Source organism: Flavobacterium sp. LM5 (assembly GCF_002017945.1).
In the GTDB taxonomy this organism is placed as follows: Bacteria; Bacteroidota; Bacteroidia; order Flavobacteriales; family Flavobacteriaceae; genus Flavobacterium; species Flavobacterium succinicans.
Window position 1 is genome coordinate 1,166,381 of record NZ_MUFX01000001.1, and the last position, 20,532, is coordinate 1,186,912.

Sequence of the window (20,532 nt, forward strand, 5' to 3'; positions counted from 1 at the left end):
AATGAATATATTAATAACATCGGCGGGTCAACGAGTTTCTTTAGTTAGAGCATTTCAAAATGAAATTAAAAAAATTGATAAAAATGGTAAGGTTTATACTGTTGATTATAATCCGATCTTAGCTCCAGCATGTCATGTCTCAGATGGATTTGATTCAATTATTAAAGTGACTAGTGAGGATTATATCAACAATTTACTGGAGATTTGTTTAAATAGAAAAATTAAGTTAATTGTACCGACCATAGATACGGAATTATTAATTTTATCCCAGAATAAAGATTTATTCATACAAAATGGAATTGTTCCTATTGTTTCAAATTTTGAATTCATACAAAAATGTAGGGATAAACGAATAAGTAATCAATTTTTTGTAGATAATGGAATAGATATACCCCAAAATATTGACAAGTATGCTCCAATATTTCCATTATTTATTAAACCTTATGACGGAAGTTTGAGTAAGGACATTTTTGTGATTAGTGAAAAGTCAGAGTTAACGGCTTATCATTTAAAGAACACAAAATTGATGTTTATGGAATATATTGATCCCTCTCAAAATGATGAATATACAGTAGATACCTATTATGATAAAGATGGTGTTTTAAAATGTGCAGTACCACGTAAAAGAATTTTTGTAAGAAGTGGAGAGGTTAATAAAGCTGTTACTCATAAAAATGAAATTATCACTTTTGTTAAAGATAGACTTAATAAGATACAAGGCGCAGTAGGTTGTTTGACTATGCAGTTTTTTTTTAATTCAAATACAAAGAGAATTGTTGGTATTGAAATTAACCCTCGCTTTGGTGGAGGTTATCCTTTGAGCTATTTGGCGGGTGCAAATTTTCCTAAATGGTTGATTCAAGAATACCTGTTTAATATAGAAATTCCATATTTTGAAGATTGGGAAAATAATTTATTGATGTTGCGATATGATGATGAAGTTTTGATTCGAAATTATGAGTAAAAAAAAATGTATTGTATTTGATTTAGATGATACTTTAGTTTATGAAGTAGAATTTCTTAAATCAGCGTTTGTAGAAATTTCTAATTTTATAGCGCCTTTATCTTCCGATCTTTTGTGTGATAAAATGATTAGATGGTTTCAAAATAGGAATAATGTCTTTGATGAATTAATAAATTTATATCCTGAATTAGTAAAAGATGATTTACTATTAATTTATAGAAATCACAAACCTAGTATTTCATTAAATCACGGTGCAATTGAAGTTTTAAATCATTTTGTCGCTAAGTCTTACTATATAGGGCTGATTACGGATGGTAGATCAGTCACTCAAAGGAACAAGTTAGAAGCTTTAAAGATTGACGGATATTTTGATAAAATTATAATATCTGAAGAGTTTGGTGCTGAGAAACCTTCATTGAATAACTTTAGAGTATTTTATGAATTCGATGCTGAAGAATATTTTTACGTAGCGGATAATCCCAAAAAAGATTTTATTGCTCCAAATAGTTTAGGATGGACTTCTATTTGTTTAACAGATAAAGGCCAAAATATTCATAAGCAAAATTTTGATTTACCATCGGAGTATCTGCCAAAAATTGAAATATCTTCACTAGACGAATTATTACAAATAATAAAATAATTTTAAACAGAGCTTAAGGATTTAGATCTTTCTTATATATAAAATATGAAAATGAATAACACCAAAATATGGTTATCCTCCCCTCATATGGGAGGGAATGAACAAAAATTTGTAAATGAGGCATTTGATGCCAATTGGGTAGCACCACTGGGGCCTAATGTGAATGGTTTAGAGCATGATTTGGAAAACTATTTAGGGCAAGAGGTTGCTGTAGGGGCTTTGTCCTCGGGACAGCTGCGATCCATTTGGGATTGATACTCTTAGGGGTACAAGCAGGAGATCTAGTATTGTGTCAATCCATGACATTTTCGGCATCAGCAAATCCTATTCTATACCAAGGAGCTATTCCAGTTTTTATAGATAGTGAGCCGGAAACATGGAATTTGTGTCCAATCGCTTTAGAAGCAGCGATTAATGATTGTATAGCCAATGGTAAGACGCCAAAAGCTATTATAGCCGTACATTTATATGGAGTGCCTTATCAAATTGAAGCCATTCGTACGGTAGCGGATCGATATGGTATTCCTATTTTGGAAGACAGTGCCGAGGCCTTGGGCAGTGGCTACAAAGGGCAAAAGTGTGGTACTTTTGGAGATATCGGGGTGTTGTCTTTTAATGGCAACAAGATCATCACCACTTCAGGTGGAGGAGCAATAGTGACTAAAACAAAAGCGCAAAAGGACAAAGCGGTTTTTTACGCGACCCAATCTCGTGATGATGCTCCCCATTACCAACATTCGCATATCGGTTACAATTACCGTATGAGTAATATCAGTGCGGGTATTGGGCGTGGACAGATGGAGGTGTTGGATGCTCATGTTGACTTGAGACGACAAATGCAGGAATTCTACGTTGCTCTATTTAAAGATATTAATGGTGTTACAGTTTTTACTGCACCTACCACTGACTATTATCCCAATTATTGGTTGAGTGCCATTACGATTGATCCTTTGCTTACTAATGGCATCACAAGAGAGGATTTACGTTTGGCGTTTGAAGCTGAAAATATAGAATCACGTCCGCTATGGAAACCGATGCATTTGCAACCTATTTTTGCTAACTACCCGTATTATGGTGGAAAAGTGGCAGAAGCGTTGTTTGATAACGGTTTGTGCTTGCCATCGGGCTCTAATTTGACGGATGAAGATAGGGCTCGTATCACAACTGTGGTGAAAAGAGTATTTGGATAAGGAAGTCAGGATTTTATTTCTTTTAGGATTGAAACGATGTCGTTTTAGCAACACCCTTTCTGAGTTTTAGACTCTGAAAGGGTTTTGTTGTTTAGGAAGGGGATAGCCACGAATTACTTCGTCTGTTCGCTATCGCTCGGGTCGCGAATTATTTTTGCAAAGTTTGTGGAATTGGACGCGGATGAAGACGGATGTAGCGGATGGTCGCGGATTTTTTTGAAAAGAGGGTGTGTAAGGATGGCCACGAAGGCACGAATTGTTTTTGAAAAGTTTGTGGATGGGACGCGGATGGAGACGGATGTAGCGGATGGTCGCGGATTTTTTTGAAAAGAGGGTGTGTAAGGATGGCCACGAAGGCACGAATTGTTTTTTTGAAAAGAATGTGGGGAGGATAACCGCAAAATTTGCTGATCTCTCGAAATAAATGTGATTATGTGATTCTCGCAAAGTCGCAGAGGCGCAAAGAGTGGTGTGGGAAATGGTCACGAATTAGGAATTTTTAATTTTTTAACAGCAAGGGAAATAAGTAAACTATAAATCTTTGTGCAACTTAGTGACTTCTTAGTGTTTCTTTGTGGTTAAAATTTAGCCACGAATGCACGAATGTTTCTTTGAAAAGAGGGTGGGTGAATTACCGCAAATGCGCAAATTGTTTTTTGCAAAGTTTGTGGGTAAGGATAGCCACGAAGGCACGAATCTTTTTTGAAAAGATGGTGGGTAGTTGAACCGCTAAGACGCAAGGTCGCAAAGACTTGTTTGAGGGTGTAGCCACGAAGGCGCGAATTGTTTTTGAAAAGATGGTGTGTGGATTGCGGCAAATTAGCAAACGATTATTAAATTAGAGAGATTGGTTATCTATATACAAGTAGATTTTGGAATAGGGGAGTATGTGAGCGTCTCTAAAATTAGGAGTAAAAAGTATTATAAAAATAGGAGTTTCGTAGTTTGTATCCTTACAAGGGATAGAGAAGCGTCGGAACATTAAAATTTATGAAAGAAAGAAAAATATACAATGTTGCCATATCCTGTGTAGGTAGTGGCATTGGTCAATCCGTTATTAACGCCATACGTTTGTCAAAGTTACCCATAAAAACATTTGGGTTGGATGTCAATCCTATGGCTTTTGGTATTTACGATTGTGATGAATTTATAGCCATCCCTCCTGTTTCCCAAAAGGACTATGTTTCAACTTTGATTGCTAAGTGTTTGAAATATAAGATAGACCTACTCATTCCGGGTATTGATAATGAAGTGTTGCTTTTTGCACAACATCTTTTGGCTTTTAGTGAGGCTGGGATCAAAGTTATTGTTTCGGATCATAGGTTCTTGGCATTGTGCAGGGATAAAGCCAAAATGAGTGCTTATTTGGGGGAATTGTCCCTGTTTTCGTCAAAAGCTATGATAAGCAAACGTTTGTCACTGCCTTAGAACAAGAAGAAGTCTGTTTTCCCGTTATCGCAAAACCCAGAGATGGTTCTGGTTCCCACGGTATTCATATTGTCAATTCAATGCATGATTTTGATACCCTAGCGGGTGATTTTATTCTTCAAGAACTGGCTATTCCTCATAAAAAGGATCCTGATAGAATCCATTATGAAGCCCAATTGAAGAGGAATCGCAATTTGCAGGTTGCTGAACTATCCATACAAATTGTAGCGGATCAACAGGGTGATGTAAAAGGACAAATGATGTCTTACAATAAATTGAAAAATGGAGTGCCAGTAGAAATATTTCCCTATGAGAATGAATCTATAGTCTTAGCAATAAGTAAGCTATATCCGGTTTTGAAGGAGTTAGGGATGAGAGGGCCCGTCAATATTCAAGGGCGGTTAACAGACAAAGGGCTTCAAATTTTCGAAATTAACGCTAGATTTACCGGAATTACTGGGCTGAGAGCTTGTATGGGCTTTAATGAAGTAGAAGCTTGTATCAAAGAATGGTTAAATATAGGTGGTATTCAAGACAGTTTAAAAGTCAACACGAATCGTTTCGGTATGCGACAGGTGGCAGATAAGGCGATTCACTTAGGTAAGAATTTAGAAGTACAACAACGATCGGCACTTATCAATGGTAAAACATTAACTGTAAAAACAACGCTTTTGCTTACGGGTGCCACAGGTTATTTGGGAAGGAATTTAATAGATTCCCTTCTAGAGGACAAAGCTCCCTTTGTCATTTTTGCATTGGTGAGGGATAAGAAAAAAGCAGTAGCACTATTGCCAGAAGCTGTTACTTGTTTCGATTGGGAAGATTTGGAAAATGGGGTGCTTTCCTTAGGGAGTGTGGATGTGTTATTGCATGCGGGATTTGCAAGACCACATCGCTCACAGGAAGAGTTAGCCGATAGTTTGGCTTTTACTTCGGAATTGTTCAGAAGAGCAACCTCTCATCAAGTGGCGCATATAGTCAATATTTCTTCGCAAAGTGTATATGGTCAGGCCGATTTGCCCCCTTGGTCTGAAACGGCAACCATAGCACCCAATACACCCTATGGAATGGCAAAATATGCTTCGGAATTGTTGCTGGAAAGTAATGTGGGGCGTCATCAACATATCCAATACACTTCCATCCGATTGGGAGGTTTAGTTGGTGGCGCAAAAGGTTTGGTTGAAGTGGATGTTGTTGCAAGATTAGTGTCAAAAGCCCTACGATCAGAGGGGATAGAAGTCAAAGGGGGTATGCAGATTGTAGAACGGTTGGATATCAGGGATGCCGTCACTGCCATCAGTGCGCTTTTAAATAAGCAAAATGTAAGGTGGGAGCCGGTTTATAATTTGGGTTCCTCTGCACCTATACGTTTGCTTGATTTAGTGGAGCAAATTGTTGATACCGTCTCCCATGAAGCCAAGGTTCCGCGCTCTATTATTGCAGTGAAGGACGAAGCTGTTAGTATGTTTTACGGAATGGACTGTGCGTCTTTTTATCGAGATTTTGAATGGCGCCCAAAGTATAGTATGGTTGATTGTATCAAGTCAATGATTGCCTTTAAACGAGAATCGGACATTTTAATGGCTCAAAAATAAACTGCAACTACACGATGCCGAGGGAAAATGAGGAAAGCATTACTTTGATCCAGTTTGTACCTTAGCTGTTTTCCACAACCGAAGTACGCCTTTATCTATAAGATTTGGTAGTGCGCTGTCGTTTTAGTAAGACCCTTTCTGAGTTTTGGACTCTGAAAGGGTTTTGTTGTTTAGGAAGGGATGGCCACCAATTCACGAATTATTTTTGAAAAGTTTGTGGTTAGTTGAACCGCTAAGACACAAGGGCGCAAAGAGATGTTGAAGGGGATGGCCACGAATTAAGAAATTCCAATGTTTAAAATTCCAAATTCCAAATTTTCAACAGCAAGGGAGACAAGTGATTTAAAAATCTTTGTGCAACTTAGTGACTTCTTAGTGTTTCTTTGTGGTTAAAATTTAGCCGCAGATTACTTCATCTGTTAGCTATCGCTTGGGTCAAAGATTATTTTTGAAATGCTTGTGGGTAGATATTAACTCAAATGCGCAAATTGTTTTAACGTAGCTTGCATCCTAAACAGGCTTTGTAGGAGTGATTGTTGTTGTAAGATAGTTTTTAGTTTTAATATGTGTTGTTTTTTAGGGGTTTATGTATTAACAAGCTTTTAAGAAAAATGTTTCAAGTTTTGTAAGTAAATAGTATATTTGCCGACTCAAATACGCTACAATGAAAAAACTACTAAAATGTACCTTTGCTTTGCTGCTGTTGGCGATGGCTTCGTGTCAGAATGCGAAGGAAATTGTCTATTATCAGGGTATCGATGCCACTACTAACTCACCTACTACTTCTTACGAAATTAAGATTCAACCCGATGATTTGTTAATGATTGTCGTTTCAGGGGGCGATGCCGAAAATGTCATGCCTTTTAATTTGACCACTTTGATGGTCGCTAATGCAGTACGTCCTGATATGGGAGGGCAACAAGTTAATCAATTGTATTTGGTTGATGAGAAGGGAACTATAGATTTTCCAGTATTGGGAAAGCTTGCTGTAGCGGGTAAGACTCGTACGGAGCTTTTGCAAGACTTAGAACAACGAATTCGCGCTTATGTGAAAAAACCCATGGTTTCGTTACGTGTGATGAATTTTAAAGTTTCTTTGCAAGGCGAGGTGAATAATCCAGGGACTTTTCCTATTACTACCGATCGAGTTACGTTGATCGAAGCCTTGAGTATGGCTAAAGATTTGACGATTTACGGGCGTCGCGATAATATTTTAGTGATCCGTGAGGTAAATGGCGTGAAATCTTTTAATCGCGTTGATATTACTAAACCCGACTTTATTCAGTCTCCCTTTTATTATTTGTCCCAAAATGATGTGATTTATGTGGAGCCGAATAAAACCAAAATAAATGGCGCTAGAATTGGTCCGAATACTAATGTGATCATTTCTGTTACGTCTCTTTTAATTACTCTAGTTACCTTAATCATTACAACTTCCAAATAGATGAATATTCCAGAAAATGACTACGCCAAGCATATTGAAAAGGATTTTGAAATCATGATTGAAATCCGCAAGTATTTGAAGCAATGGCGTTGGTTTGTACTTGCAATCTTTTTGTTTGTAGCTGTTGCCTATTTGTATCTTCGCTACACTGTACCTCAATACAAAGTTACCACCACAGTTTTGGTGAAAGATGATTCCAAAGGGGGATTGATGTCGGAGTTCTCCGCATTTTCTGATTTGGGGTTTGGGAAAGGTAAAAGTAATGTGGATAATGAAATTGAGATCTTAAAATCGCGAAGTTTAATTACCACTACCGTACAACAATTACAATTTCAGGTACAGTTGTTGGCCAAAGGAAATGTAAAAACTAGCGAGCTCTATGGTACCAAAGGAGTGCGGGCTTATTTTACGGAGACCAATGCTCTTTTTCAGACTACTGCTACCACCCTTCAGATTAAAAAGATGGCGGGCAATCGCTTTAGCTTGTTGCCACATGAGGGCGAGGAAGGTGCTTCGTCAGGGATTTTACTTGGTAAGGAAAGAACATTTTCTTTTGGGCAACCCATTCACACCAAAGTAGGGATACTACGCGTGGAGTCTGATGCTGTTAATAAGGATATTGATGCGGAGCCTATTTTATTGGTTTTGCAGCCTCTGGATCAAGTGGTGGATGCATTGATGGGTAGTTTTGCTGTGGCTCCTGTGAGTAAAACAAGTAGTGTGGTGTCGCTTTCAATGGTGCATGCCGTTCCTGAAAAAGCGGAGGATTTTTTGGATCGTTTGGTTCAGAATTACAATACCAATGCCATTACCGATAAGAATTTTATTTCTGAAAATACCTCTAAATTCATCGCGAATCGTTTGTTGTTGATTTCGCAAGAGTTGGATGGTGTAGAAAAAGACGTGCAGGAGTTCAAACAGAATAATAAGTTGACCGATATAGCTACGCAAGCCGAGCTTTTTGTGCAGGGATCTTCTGAATATGATAAAAAAGAGGTAGAGACCGCCATTCAATTGGATGTTTTGGCGTCGATGTTGTTGGCCTTGAAGAATACGAACAGTCATGATTTATTACCAGGTAATTTGCTGTCTAGTACCGGAGAAGAATCAAATGTGATCGCCGAGTACAATAAGTTATTGCTAGAACGCAATCGCTTATTGAAGTCAGCTACCGAAGAGAACCCAACGGTGCTTCGTTTGGATCAGCAAATTAATGCGATGAAGCAGAATGTAGCATCGAGTTTGAGACGCTTACAAACGAGTTTGGAAATTCAAAAGCGTGATTTGAATCAACAGCAAGGGAGTATGAATGTGAAGATTGATCAGATTCCTACTCAAGAGCGTCAGTTTCGTGTCATTGCCCGCCAACAAAAGGTGAAGGAGGAGTTGTATTTGTATTTATTGCAAAAGAGAGAAGAAACAGCTATAGCCTTATCAGCGACGGAGGCGAATGCTCGAGTAGTTGATGCCGCACGAGCCAACCCAGTAGCCGTTTCGCCTAAGAGCAATATCATTTATTTGGCAGCCCTTCTCTTAGGGGTGTTGGTTCCTTTTGGAGTAATTTACTTAAGAGAGTTGTTGGATACTAAAATTACAAGTCGTTTGGATTTGGATAAGCTTTCCACAATCCCTTTTATTGGAGATGTTCCTACTTCGGACTCACCAGGAGAGTTGATGAATTCAGATAGCCGTTCTAGTTCGGCCGAAGCGTTGCGCATCATTCGTACTAATTTGGAATTTATGTTTACGAAAGTGCCAGAGGGTACCGCTAAAACCTTGTTTCTAACTTCTACTTTTCCGAGTGAGGGCAAGACGTTTGTTTCTGTGAATTTGGCCTCTACTTTTGCCTTATCAGGGAAGAAAGTACTATTGATTGGTATGGATATTCGTAGTCCGCGATTGAGTGATTATCTAACGGTACCTGAACGAGGAGTTACTAATTATTTGTCGAGTAAGGAAGCTAAATGGGAAGATTTTGTAGTCAAGCATCCTGATTTTGAAGATTTTTGGATTTTGCCAGCAGGGGTGGTTCCTCCTAATCCAGCAGAGTTGTTGATGAGCAAGAAGGTTGATGTTCTTTTTAAAGAACTTAAGAGTCACTATGATTACATCATAGTGGATACGGCTCCAGTAAGTTTGGTTACCGATACCTTATTGATTGCCAAATATGCAGATACTTTTGTTTATGTAGCTCGAGCGAATTTCCTTGAGAAGCGCATGTTAGCTATACCTAATGCTCTTTACAAGGAGCGTAAGTTGCCTAATATGTGTTTGTTGTTGAATGATACGGACTCAACGAAGGGATATGGATATGGATATGGATATGGTGTTCAAGTGAACAAAAAGCCTTGGTATCAAACTATATTTAAGATATAAGGATGGTTAAGTGGTTAACTATTTAGTGGTTAACTTGTTAGATTTGGTTTAATTATTTGGTTTTTTGCTTGTATCAGCTAAGTTCAAGTGATTTTGTTTAGCATCACCCTTTCTGAGTTATGAACCCAGAAAGGGTTTTTTGTTGTGATGAGTAGTATTACAAATGCGATGTATTTTTTTTTACGTTACCAGCAGGTTGCGGATTTTGTTGTGTTTATTAACTTTCGGAAGAAGATTTTATGGATTGAAAAGATAGGCTGAATTATAAGATGATAAAATCTTAACTAGAATGGTATGCCCATGTGCTTGCACTCCAATTTAACTAATCAAATGCGAAAAATTGGTTGTTCGAGATGACTTCTTTAAGTCCAGTGGTTTCTTTTATCATTAATTTTTGGTGAAAAGCTTTCAAGTGTTTTTCATGGTGTACATCGGAGCCTACAAAATCATACATGCCTTTTTGCAATAGCTTGTCGGCTACTTTACTAATTTCTCCTCCATAATAACCCATTGTTGCTAATAAATTGAGTTGAAAAAAACATCCCGCTTTTTTTAGTTTGTTATATTCCTCCATGTTTTTATGATAGAATAAATATCTTTCTGGATGGGCCAATACCGGAATATAACCCGCTACTTTTAAATCAAATAGAATATTGTACAATTGAAAAGGTGCATTGATGTATGACATTTCAACCAAAACATAGTTATCCTTTAGTGTCAATAGGCTTTCGTTCTGGAATAAGTGTAGAAAAGAATCGTCCATTAGATATTCTGCAGCCACTTTGAAAGGTACGGTAAGTCCTGATTCTTCTATTGTTTTTATAGTGGTTTCCGCATTACTTAGTATTTTTTCTTTAGTATTCGGCCAAACATATTGTATGACGTGGGGTGTGGTAATTAATTGTTTTGTGCCTAGCAGTAAAAGTTCCTTTGTCAAGGTGATGGTATTGTCCATGCTAGTTGCACCATCATCAATACCCGGTAAAAGGTGTGAATGGATGTCGATATAATTGGAAGGAATTACATCTTTAAGTATTGGTTTTGTTTTGAAAAAGTGTAACATGATGCAAAAATATGAATTTAAGTACTTGTTTCCGTGTTTTACAAATAGATTTGTGTGAAAGTTTTTTGAAAAGATGGTGGGTAGTTGTACTGCTAAGACATAAGGGGGCACAAGGTTGTTAGTTGTTTATTGTTTATGGTTCATTGTTTAAAATTGTTTAAAGTTTAAGGTTGTTTAGGATTTAACCGCGAAGTTCGCAAGGGGTTACGCAAGGAGCGCAAAGGGTGATTGTTGTTTGTGGTTTAAGGGTTAACCGCGAGGACGCTAAGGCAGGAAGGTTGTTTGTTGTTAGAGATGTACTATTAACAACTTTAAACCAAAATCATGATGGTACATAGCCAAAAGTAAAAAGGCATGAGGCAAAAACCATAAGCTGTACATTTTAAACCAAATTGCTAGTCAAACAAAATCATGAAGGGTCAGCGGTGTAGATGCTTTTGTGATCTCTCCTTCGTCGAGATGACAAAATTACCAGATAATTCCTTGCTTAATCATCGCTTTTTGTCATCCAGATGCCAAATATATGCTTATATTTTTTTTAAACCTATTGATATGATGCAAAAGCAAGCTTTACAGTTATTTGAAGATATAAAAGTTCTTGCACTATGGGATTCGGAACAGGAAAAATGGTATTTTTCGATAGTCGATACTATTGGGGTTTTGACAGATAGCCTAGATACTGGGGCTTATTGGAGAAAACTCAAACAACGATTAAAAGCAGAAGGGAATGAAATGTGACGAATTGTCACGGTTTGAAAATGTTAGCATCTGATGGTAAAATGAGAATCACCGATGTGGCTGATACCGAACAACTTTTTAGGTTGATTCAGTCCGTCCCTTCGCCAAAAGCAGCGCCATTTAAGCTTTGGCTAGCGCAAATAGCCGCAGAGCGATTGGATGAAATGCAAGATCCTGAACTTTCTACTGATCGAGCTTTGGAGCGTTATTTGCAATTGGGGTATTCTGAAAATTGGATAAATCAAATGCTGAAAAGTATTGAAATCAGAAAAGAGCTTTCTGATGAATGGAAAAGAAGGGGAATGAAAGAAGGGAAGGGATACACTTTGCTACACTTACGGATATCATCACCAAAGCATGGTCGGATAGAACCACCAAAGAATATAAGGTTTTGAAAGGATTGAAGAAAGAAAATCTTCGGGTTAATATGACGAACACATAGCTTATCTTAAATATGCTAGCAGAGGCTTCCGCTAAAGATTGTGCAACCTAAAACATTTGAAGATAATCAAATAGTAGCACAACAAGGAGGTACCGTTGCTAAAGTATCTCTGCAAGAATTGGAGGCTAAGACTAGAAAGAAAGTTGTAAGTAAAATGAATGCAAAGTCATTGGGGTCAAATAAAATCAAACGAATAGCAATAGCTTGCCTCTTTGCCATGGTTTCAAAATCAGGTAAGGGTTTTCAAAGTAAAAGGAAGTGCTGAATAAGGTTTAAGCTGTCACGACAATACGGATAACCCCTTTCAGAGTTTTGGACTCTAGAAGTTTTTTTTTGTTGTTTGCAGTTTATTGTTTGTAGTTCCTTGGTTCATGGTTTAAGATTGTTTAAGGTCGTTTAGGGGTTAACCGTGAGGCCTCTAAGACGCTGAGAAAGTTTCTTGTTTAAGATTTAACCGCGAAGTTCGCAAGGGGTTACGCAAGGGAGCGCAAAGTTCGTTTAGGGGGTGTTCTTTGGGGTTTAAGGGTTAACCGCAAAGACGCAAGGGCGCAAAGGTTGTTTAGTAGGGTTGTTGTTTATTGTTCATGGTTTAACTGAGAAGTTCACAAAGGATTACGCGATGGACGTAATGCGTTGATTGAGTGGATGTCCACGAATGCGATAATTTTATAGTGAGTGGGCTAAATCCTATTTCTATTCCATTGTTAAGGTGGTGAATGGATCAGAACGCATGAATTTTTTTAAACCCTTTCTGAGTTTTAGACTCTGAAAGGGTTATTTTGTTGGAGTTAGGAAAATGTAAATGGGGGTTTTAAATTTAGGGTTAGGGTTTCTTCTGGGGCTGGGTTAGATTCCTTGGGATGTTCTGGAAAATAGTGATATTGAACCAAGGTGGCTGTGTTGTGTTTGCGGTGTAATGGGAGGTGTTTGCTACCTTGTTGTTTTGAGAATCCAATAAACAAAAAAGTGAGGTGGAGGTCTTCCTCTGAAGGGGGAGTGACGGTTATGGTGATGTCTTGTGGGATAGTGGTTTTGGAGAAGAATTGCGCTTCACCATATTGAGTGTTAAAGTGATTGGTGGCGATGTTCCAATTGGCGATGGCCAAATTGAAAGTCACATGTGTAGCGTCTGAAGGCCAATAGATGTCGGTTTCCATCACACACCCCGGAAAACAAAAGCTATGGTCTTTGATTTCCCATTTTTTGGGCGCTAGCACTTGATGAAGTGGACGTAATTTGTTGCTTTCAAAACCTAGAAGCCGTTCTTGGCCATACTTGGATTTGATGCCTTCGGTTACCAATCGTTCCCCGCGTTTTCGATGAAGATCTTCTTTTAGAATTTCAAAAAGGAGTTTGTTGGATCGCCCTGCAAAACTACCATCTTTGGCGTTTTTGTTGAACAGGTATACTAATCTTTGGAATGTTTTGGAAATGACGACACTTTGTCCAAATTCGACACTCTGCATGCGTACGTTGTGATAAATTGGTAGTGTCCAATATTTTTCGGAGGTCATGGAAGATGTTGCTTTCTCCCGAGCCCGATTGATGTTGTCCTGATCTACATAAAAGTTGGTGTCATGGAGGGTGCCTTCAATTTGAAAAGGAGCGATTATTCTTGCCATATTTTTTTTTATTGCAAGATATTGAAAATTATTTTCGGTTTTCTATTGTTGTCATTTTTGAACACAAAATGGCATAAATGTCACTATGGGTTAAGTTAAACCGCTAAGAAGCGAGGATGCAAAGAGTTGTTTGAAAGGATGGCCCACGAATGCACGAATGCTTTTTTGAAAAGATGGTTGGTGTTGAACCGCTAAGACGCAAGGACGCAAAGAGTTGTTTGAAGGGGTGGCCACGAATGCACGAATGCTTTTTTGAAAAGATGGTGGGTAGTTGAACCGCGAAGACGCAAGGACGCAAAGAGTTGTTTGAAAGGATGGCCCACGAATGCACGAATGCTTTTTTGAAAAGATGGTTGGTGTTGAACCGCTAAGACGCAAGGACGCAAAGAGTTGTTTGAAGGGGTGGCCACGAATGCACGAATGCTTTTTTGAAAAGATGGTGGGTAGTTGAACCGCGAAGACGCAAGGACGCAAAGAGTTGTTTGAAAGGATGGCCACGAATGTACGAATGCTTTTTTGAAAAGATGGTTGGTGTTGAACCGCGAAGACGCAAGGACGCAAAGAGTTGTTTGAGAAGATGGCCACGAATTAAGAAATTCTAATGTTTAAAATTCCAAATTTTTAACAGCAAGGTAGACAAGTGATCTATAAATCTTTGTGCAACTTAGTGACTTCTTAGTGTTTCTTTGTGGTAAAAATTTGGCCGTAGATTACTTCGTCTGTTCGCTATCGCTCGGGTCGCAAATTTCTCGAGTTGATGTTGTGTGTGGAGAAATGACCACAAAGACTTTATAAGGTGGGAAGGCTTTTCGACTATACTTAGGCTTCGCTTAGTATAAACTACTACCATTGACGTTTTTGTATAAGAAGGGTTTCGACTGCGCTCAACCTGATAATGTAAATGTCATTTTATATTGCTTTTTTTAAAATAAAAATTATAGTTCGAGGTGACACTTAAAGTTAGAGGGTAGAATGACAACCTTTGCTCACAATACAGACCCCAAAACTCATAACTCATAACGAAAACTAATTAACCCTTAACCTGATGTTCTGCATAATTGTCAAGTCGAGCGCAGTCGATACTGTTTGGAAACACATAATTCAGACTGTCTGTTGGGATAAAAAATATCAAAAAATCACCTTACCATATTACGAATCCATGAAGTTACTTTTTTTAGGTTCAGGGAAAAGAAAATGGACTAGCAGCCTCTCGACTGTACTTCGACTTCACTCAGTATAAACTGCTCGAGATGACATGCAACAGTAAGCCACTTTTCATTACGAACACCCGTTAAACACTCAGCTATTTATCCATTTAACGAACTATACCTTTAACCCGTTAAACGATTAACCAATATAACCTATCAACCTCTTTCTCTTCTTAAATAAAAATTTAAATTTGCAGCATGAATTTAGAAGCAACATTTATCAAAGATTTAGTAGTGCTAACCCCCGATGTTTTTGAAGACAGTCGCGGGTATTTTTTTGAAGGCTACAATAAAAACAAAATGAATACCCTTGGTATTACCATTGATTTTGTGCAAGATAACCAATCGTTTTCTCAAAAGGGGACCTTGAGAGGCTTGCATTACCAAAATCCACCTTTTGCACAAACCAAGTTGGTGCGTGTCTTGCATGGTGAGATTATGGATGTGGCGGTTGATCTGAGAAGAGATTCTCCTACTTATGGGCAACATTTTGGGATTCGTTTGACGGCCGGCAATAAAAAGCAATTGTTAGTGCCTCAGGGTTTTGCGCACGGATTTTCGGTCTTGAGTGAAACGGCAGTCGTGTTGTACAAATGTGATCAGTTTTATAACAAAGCCAGTGAAGGAGGGATTCGTTTTGATGATCTTACACTCAATATTGATTGGGGCATGGATTTGAAGGAAGCTATTGTGTCGGATAAGGATTTGATTTTGCCTGATTTTGCTACTTGTAATAGTCAGTTTTAGGGAAAAGTGTTGATCATTGCGGTTGAGAAAGGCCACGAATGCACGAATGTTTTTTGAAAAGTTTGTGCGTGATTGAACCGCAAAGACGCAAGGGCGCAAAGAGTTGTTTGAGGTGATGGCCACGAATGGGCGAATTGTTTTTGAAAAGTTTGTGGAATGGGACGCGGATGGAGACTGATGTAGCGGATGTAGCGGATTTTTTTGAAAAGAGGGTGGGTAAGGATGGCTACGAAGGCACGAATTGTTTTTGAAAAGATGGAGGGTAGTTTAACCGCAATGACGCAAAGAGTTGTTTGAAGGGATGGTGATGAAGGCCGAATGTTTTTTTAAAGATGGTGGGTGGATTACCGCAAATTACTTCGTCTGTTCGCTATCGCTCGGGTCGCAAATTGTTTTGAAAAGTTTGTGGGTGGTTGAACCGCTAAGGCGCAAGGGCGCAAAGAGTTGTTGGAGGGTATGGCTACGAATGGAGGATTTGTCCCTATGCAAGGATTACTTTTAACTAATTACTTTTAACTAATTACTAAGGACTAACCACTAAGTACTAAAAAAAATATATGAAAAAAATATTAATTACAGGAGGCAATGGGCAGTTGGGATCTGAGTTAGGTGTTTTGTCAAAAACATATGCTCAATATGATTGGATTTTTACCGATTACCAAGAATTGGATTTGTGTGATCTAGACCATCTAGAGGGGCGATTATCTAGCATCAAACCAGATTATATTATCAATTGTGCGGCGCATACGGCTGTTGATAAGGCAGAGTCGGAATTTGAATTGTCGGATGTGCTGAATCATCAAGCGGTTGCAGTTATGGCGCAATGGAGTGCGGTGAACGATTGTAAGTTGATCCATATTTCAACAGATTATGTATTTGACGGAACGGCAGCTACTCCATTAACGGAATCTGCTCCTACTGGACCAATAAATGTATATGGTCAAACCAAGTTATCGGGAGAAAAAGCGTGCATGGACGCCAATCCAGCAGCTATTATTATCAGAACCTCTTGGGTATATTCTAGTTTTGGTGCCAATTTTGTCAAAACGATGTCGCGTTTGATGCAAGAACGAGACAGTTTGAATGTAGTCAACGATCAAATCGGAAGTCCAACTTATGCCGCCGACTTGGCTCAAGCTATACTAACCATTATTACCCATTCTAACTGGGAGGCAGGGATCTATCATTTTTCTAATGAAGGCGAAATCAGCTGGTATGAATTTGCTCTGGCTATCCAAGAAATCGGGGGCTTTGATTGTACTGTTAGCGGTATTCCTTCTTCAGCTTATCCTACCCCTGCTGCACGACCACAATATTCTTTATTGGATAAAAGTAAAATTAAAGCTACTTTTGGTGTGCTTGTTCCAGAATATCGTGAGAGTCTGATGAAATGCATGAGTTTATTGAAGTAGCTGTCAGTTTTCAGTTGTTAGTAATCTTACTACTTAATTCATAGTCCTTAATACAAAAACAAAAATGAAAGGAATAATATTAGCCGGAGGCTCCGGTACGCGTTTGCATCCGTTGACGCTTGCGATGAGTAAACAAATGATGCCGGTTTATGATAAACCGATGATTTATTATCCGTTGTCCACTTTAATGATGGCGGGAATTCATGAAATATTGATTATTTCTACACCACATGATTTGCCTAACTTCAAGAAGTTATTAGGAGATGGTAGCCAAATTGGCTGTCAATTCAGTTATGCTGAGCAAGCGATTCCCAATGGCTTAGCCCAAGCTTTTGTGATTGGAGAAGAATTTATTGGTTCGGATTCGGTAGCCTTGGTTTTAGGAGATAATATTTTCTTTGGGGCGCACATGCAGGAACTGTTGCAATCGAATACGAACCCTGATGGAGGAGTCGTTTTTGCGTATCATGTTTCCGATCCTGAACGCTATGGTGTAGTCGAATTCGATAAAAACCAAAAAGCACTTTCAATAGAAGAAAAGCCTTTGGAACCCAAATCGAATTATGCCGTGCCTGGCTTGTATTTTTATGATAATTCGGTAGTGGAAATTGCTAAAAACATTCAACCTAGTGCCAGAGGGGAATATGAAATTACTGACGTAAATAAGGTGTACTTAGCGCAAGGTAAATTGAAAGTAGGCATTCTCAGCCGTGGAACCGCTTGGTTGGATACGGGTACTTTTAATAGTTTGATGCAAGCAGGTCAGTTTGTACAAGTGTTAGAAGAACGTCAAGGTTTAAAAGTCGGTTGTATCGAAGAAATTGCGTGGCGACAAGGTTTTATCACGGATCAAGAACTGCAAGCCATTGCGGAGCCCTTACGTAAATCAGGTTATGGTGATTATTTGTTGGGATTGTTGAGGTATAAGGTTTAGTTGGTTTATTGTTTATTGTTGGCAATAGGTTAATTGTTTAAAGAGTTTAACTGTTTATATTGTTAAAAATTTAATTGGTTAGCTGATATCAGTTATTGGTTAATTGTTTTGGTTAACTATTGGACACTATCACTTTTTACCATTCACTTTTCACTTGTTAATCATGAAATTGTTGGAATCCCCGTATTTATTAACATTTTTTAAGTCGTTGCTTTCCGAATAATTAGTATTTTTACTTGCTGTTAATCCCATATACCCTACAACTTGAGTTCGTTATTCAACCAATTTTTTTCTAGAGCTAATTTGAAATTTAATCTTCATAATTTGAGGTACTTGCCTCGTTGGATTATAGTGTTGATGGATACTATGGTCTTGAATGTTACATTTTTCTTTACGGTTTTGATTTTTAAAGGAACTGGTTTAGACTATGTTTTAACACCTCATTATTTAGTTTACATCAATCTGTTAATGGGAGTGAACGTTTTTTTCTTCTGGTTGTTTCGTACTTATTCGGGTATTATTCGTCATTCTTCCTATATAGATGCTGTGAAATTACTTTTTTCACAAATGGCTGTATTGATTGTTTTTTTGATCGCTAATTTCTTTTTTGAAATTGGCACAGGAGAGAAAGCAATTTTGAATACTGCCTTGTTTATTAATATTGTTCTTTCTTTTTGTGGATTGTTTTTGTATCGTGTGGTAGTAAAACAAACTTTTGAATTGTATTTTTCAGATAAAGGCACTAATAAATTAATTCGGACTATTATATATGGAACCGATGCCAATGCAATATCTGTTGCCAATGCCTTAAAGTTTGAAACGCCCACTCGATTTAAGATCGTTGGTTTTGTGGATAAGAACAATCAGAATTCCAACAAACGAATGTTGGATTTACCTATTTTAATTCAAAAAAAGAAATTGCCCACTTTGATGCGCTCGGTGGGTGCAGATGCTATCATTATTGCAGATAAAAGTTTGACCAAAGAGCAGCAGTTTTTTATTGTAGATAAGTGTTTGGAGTTTAATTATAAGGTGTTTACAGTACCTTTGATTTCCAACTGGGAAAATCAAAAAGAGATTTCCGATAAGGTAAAAAATATTCAAATTGAAGATTTGTTAGAGCGTAATCCGATTATATTGGATACCAAAACCATTTCAAAGGATTTGAAAGATAAAGTCATCATGATCACCGGGGCCGCAGGATCTATAGGTAGTGAAATTGTTCGTCAAGTGATTACCTTTAAACCAAAGGCTATTATTTTGGTAGACCAAGCCGAAACACCTTTGCATCAATTGTCATTAGAATTACAAGCGATTACCACAGATACCCATTTGCACTGCAAGATTGCCGATGTACGGAATAAAGAGGTAATGAAAAAGATCTTTATTACCTATGGACCTCAAGTAGTTTATCATGCAGCAGCCTATAAACACGTGCCCTTGATGGAAGAGAATCCCGCACAGGCGATTCAAACCAATATTGAAGGTACCAAAAACTTGGCCGATTTGGCCTGCGAATTTCATACTAAAAAATTCGTAATGGTTTCTACTGATAAGGCAGTGAATCCAAGCAATGTGATGGGGGCAAGCAAACGAATTGCAGAAAAATATGTTCAGTCGTTGCAGTTGAGAAGTCTGCAAAACCATAATGGGAAAGGCACTAAGTTTATTACTACTCGTTTCGGAAATGTATTGGGTTCCAACGGTTCTGTAGTTCCTTTATTTTCTAAGCAAATCGCTGAAGGTGGGCCAGTAACGATTACCCATCAGGATATTATTCGCTATTTCATGACCATACCCGAGGCTTGTCAGTTAGTATTAGAAGCCGGTTCTATGGGTAAAGGTGGGGAGATTTATATTTTTGATATGGGCAAGCCGGTTAAGATTATTGATTTGGCTCGTAAAATGATACAATTGGCTGGTTTTATTCCGGATAAGGATATTGCGATTAAGATTGTAGGATTGCGTCCTGGAGAAAAATTATACGAAGAATTATTGAACGATACTTCAAAGACCATCCCAACGTATCATGAAAAGATCATGATTGCAGAGGAGATTCAAGAGGAATTTGAAAGCCTTCATGTTGCCATTGAAGAACTCATTGGTATGTCACCTTTTTTTAATAATGATGATATAGTGAGTAAGATGAAGTCAATTGTGCCTGAGTTTAAGAGTATGAATTCATCTTATCAGTTTTTGGATAGATAGTGGTAGTTTAGAATAGCCACTAATGTAACATTTTTTTTTGAACCCTTTCTGAGTTTTAGACTCTGAAAGGGTTTTGTTTTTTTTGGGAGGTATAGCCACGAATGCACGAATTCTTTTTGAAAAGATTGTGGGGAGTTTCACCGCGAAGACGCGATGTCGCAAAGAGTTGTTTGGGGAGGTATAGCCACGAATGCACGAATTCTTTTTGGATAGATAGTGTGGGTTTCACCGCGAGGACGCTAGGGCGCAAGGAGTTGTTGGAGAAGATGGCCACTAATGCACGAATTCTTTTTGAAAATATGGTTTGAGTTTCACCGCGAAGACGCAAGGGCGCAAATAGTTGTTGGAGGGCGTATGGCCACGAAGGCACGAATTATTTTGATGTTGGGGTGGTTAAAAACTAAAAATATAGTTGTTTTCTGTTAAGAGTTGTCTGTTTTTATTGGAGGGGAAGTAGTTGCTCGGTATGCAAGATTAATGTTATCTTTGTCCCAACAATTTAGAGTGCCATTCTTCTTTGG

General features: G+C 38.2%; 14 protein-coding genes and 1 pseudogene. 13 read left to right on the forward strand and 2 right to left on the reverse strand.

Going from position 1 to position 20,532, the window contains the following annotated elements:
- Position 1: 1 nt before the first annotated feature.
- The 7 genes and pseudogenes from BXU11_RS04970 to BXU11_RS05000 all read left to right on the forward strand — a co-directional run bounded on the left by BXU11_RS04970 (position 2) and on the right by BXU11_RS05000 (position 9,637).
- A complete protein-coding gene (locus BXU11_RS04970; RefSeq protein ID WP_078211214.1) occupies positions 2 to 964 on the forward strand; it encodes an ATP-grasp domain-containing protein in 963 nt (320 codons plus the stop codon).
- The gene (locus BXU11_RS04975) at positions 957 to 1,604 is read left to right on the forward strand and encodes an HAD family hydrolase (protein WP_078211215.1); all 648 of its coding nucleotides are present in this window, start codon (positions 957 to 959) and stop codon (positions 1,602 to 1,604) included. Before BXU11_RS04970 ends, BXU11_RS04975 begins: the two co-directional genes overlap by 8 nt.
- A 51-nt stretch (positions 1,605 to 1,655) precedes the next feature.
- Positions 1,656 to 2,794 (forward strand): annotated as a pseudogene (locus BXU11_RS04980) (DegT/DnrJ/EryC1/StrS family aminotransferase).
- A gap of 990 nt (positions 2,795 to 3,784) precedes the next feature.
- Positions 3,785 to 4,222 carry a hypothetical protein gene (locus tag BXU11_RS04985; RefSeq protein WP_078211216.1) on the forward strand — a complete coding sequence of 146 codons (438 nt, stop codon included), beginning with the start codon at positions 3,785 to 3,787 and terminating at the stop codon, positions 4,220 to 4,222.
- An 80-nt stretch (positions 4,223 to 4,302) separates the two neighbouring features.
- A complete protein-coding gene (locus BXU11_RS04990) occupies positions 4,303 to 5,817 on the forward strand; it encodes an NAD(P)-dependent oxidoreductase (protein WP_078211217.1) in 1,515 nt (504 codons plus the stop codon).
- A 664-nt stretch (positions 5,818 to 6,481) separates the two neighbouring features.
- Positions 6,482 to 7,261 (forward strand): polysaccharide biosynthesis/export family protein, encoded by a 780-nt coding sequence (locus BXU11_RS04995; RefSeq protein ID WP_078211218.1) that lies wholly within the window; start codon positions 6,482 to 6,484, stop codon positions 7,259 to 7,261.
- Positions 7,262 to 9,637: a tyrosine-protein kinase gene (locus BXU11_RS05000; RefSeq protein ID WP_189318505.1), complete on the forward strand. Its 2,376-nt coding sequence runs from the start codon at positions 7,262 to 7,264 to the stop codon at positions 9,635 to 9,637. It begins immediately after the preceding gene.
- 322 nt (positions 9,638 to 9,959) lie between these two features.
- Here BXU11_RS05000 and BXU11_RS05005 read toward each other — a convergent pair whose 3' ends face one another.
- Positions 9,960 to 10,700 carry a tyrosine-protein phosphatase gene (locus BXU11_RS05005; protein ID WP_078211219.1) on the reverse strand — a complete coding sequence of 247 codons (741 nt, stop codon included), beginning with the start codon at positions 10,698 to 10,700 and terminating at the stop codon, positions 9,960 to 9,962.
- A 552-nt stretch (positions 10,701 to 11,252) separates the two neighbouring features.
- Between BXU11_RS05005 and BXU11_RS18015 the strand changes: the two genes are divergently transcribed.
- Together BXU11_RS18015 and BXU11_RS18020 are read left to right on the forward strand one after the other, a co-directional pair.
- Positions 11,253 to 11,438, forward strand: coding sequence for a hypothetical protein (locus BXU11_RS18015; RefSeq protein WP_223253667.1), 186 nt, complete (start codon positions 11,253 to 11,255; stop codon positions 11,436 to 11,438).
- A gap of 20 nt (positions 11,439 to 11,458) precedes the next feature.
- A complete protein-coding gene (locus BXU11_RS18020) occupies positions 11,459 to 11,833 on the forward strand; it encodes a hypothetical protein (protein ID WP_223253668.1) in 375 nt (124 codons plus the stop codon).
- Between the two features lie 835 nt (positions 11,834 to 12,668).
- Here the strand turns inward: BXU11_RS18020 and BXU11_RS05020 are convergent.
- A complete protein-coding gene (locus tag BXU11_RS05020; protein ID WP_078211221.1) occupies positions 12,669 to 13,502 on the reverse strand; it encodes a hypothetical protein in 834 nt (277 codons plus the stop codon).
- Between the two features lie 1,406 nt (positions 13,503 to 14,908).
- On the opposite strand from BXU11_RS05020, the gene rfbC reads away from it, so the two are divergent.
- The 4 genes from rfbC to BXU11_RS05040 all read left to right on the forward strand — a co-directional run bounded on the left by rfbC (position 14,909) and on the right by BXU11_RS05040 (position 20,011).
- Positions 14,909 to 15,457, forward strand: coding sequence for a dTDP-4-dehydrorhamnose 3,5-epimerase (rfbC, locus tag BXU11_RS05025; RefSeq protein ID WP_074917539.1), 549 nt, complete (start codon positions 14,909 to 14,911; stop codon positions 15,455 to 15,457).
- 557 nt (positions 15,458 to 16,014) lie between these two features.
- Positions 16,015 to 16,869 carry a dTDP-4-dehydrorhamnose reductase gene (gene rfbD / locus BXU11_RS05030; protein ID WP_078211222.1) on the forward strand — a complete coding sequence of 285 codons (855 nt, stop codon included), beginning with the start codon at positions 16,015 to 16,017 and terminating at the stop codon, positions 16,867 to 16,869.
- A 64-nt stretch (positions 16,870 to 16,933) separates the two neighbouring features.
- Entirely contained in the window at positions 16,934 to 17,803 is an 870-nt protein-coding gene (gene rfbA, locus BXU11_RS05035) for a glucose-1-phosphate thymidylyltransferase RfbA (RefSeq protein ID WP_078211223.1), read from the forward strand.
- Between the two features lie 357 nt (positions 17,804 to 18,160).
- Positions 18,161 to 20,011 (forward strand): nucleoside-diphosphate sugar epimerase/dehydratase, encoded by a 1,851-nt coding sequence (locus BXU11_RS05040; RefSeq protein WP_189318517.1) that lies wholly within the window; start codon positions 18,161 to 18,163, stop codon positions 20,009 to 20,011.
- Positions 20,012 to 20,532 lie beyond the last annotated feature (521 nt).

What these genes read in the sequence shown, in the direction of transcription:
- BXU11_RS04970 (WP_078211214.1), top strand. Translation starts at nt 2, where the DNA reads ATGAATATATTAATAACATCGGCGGGTCAACGAGTTTCTTTAGTTAGA.
- BXU11_RS04975 (WP_078211215.1), top strand. Translation starts at nt 957, where the DNA reads ATGAGTAAAAAAAAATGTATTGTATTTGATTTAGATGATACTTTAGTT.
- BXU11_RS04985 (WP_078211216.1), top strand. Translation starts at nt 3,785, where the DNA reads ATGAAAGAAAGAAAAATATACAATGTTGCCATATCCTGTGTAGGTAGT.
- BXU11_RS04990 (WP_078211217.1), top strand. Translation starts at nt 4,303, where the DNA reads ATGCATGATTTTGATACCCTAGCGGGTGATTTTATTCTTCAAGAACTG.
- BXU11_RS04995 (WP_078211218.1), top strand. Translation starts at nt 6,482, where the DNA reads ATGAAAAAACTACTAAAATGTACCTTTGCTTTGCTGCTGTTGGCGATG.
- BXU11_RS05000 (WP_189318505.1), top strand. Translation starts at nt 7,262, where the DNA reads ATGAATATTCCAGAAAATGACTACGCCAAGCATATTGAAAAGGATTTT.
- BXU11_RS05005 (WP_078211219.1), bottom strand. Translation starts at nt 10,700, where the DNA reads ATGTTACACTTTTTCAAAACAAAACCAATACTTAAAGATGTAATTCCT.
- BXU11_RS18015 (WP_223253667.1), top strand. Translation starts at nt 11,253, where the DNA reads ATGATGCAAAAGCAAGCTTTACAGTTATTTGAAGATATAAAAGTTCTT.
- BXU11_RS18020 (WP_223253668.1), top strand. Translation starts at nt 11,459, where the DNA reads ATGTTAGCATCTGATGGTAAAATGAGAATCACCGATGTGGCTGATACC.
- BXU11_RS05020 (WP_078211221.1), bottom strand. Translation starts at nt 13,502, where the DNA reads ATGGCAAGAATAATCGCTCCTTTTCAAATTGAAGGCACCCTCCATGAC.
- rfbC (WP_074917539.1), top strand. Translation starts at nt 14,909, where the DNA reads ATGAATTTAGAAGCAACATTTATCAAAGATTTAGTAGTGCTAACCCCC.
- rfbD (WP_078211222.1), top strand. Translation starts at nt 16,015, where the DNA reads ATGAAAAAAATATTAATTACAGGAGGCAATGGGCAGTTGGGATCTGAG.
- rfbA (WP_078211223.1), top strand. Translation starts at nt 16,934, where the DNA reads ATGAAAGGAATAATATTAGCCGGAGGCTCCGGTACGCGTTTGCATCCG.
- BXU11_RS05040 (WP_189318517.1), top strand. Translation starts at nt 18,161, where the DNA reads ATGGATACTATGGTCTTGAATGTTACATTTTTCTTTACGGTTTTGATT.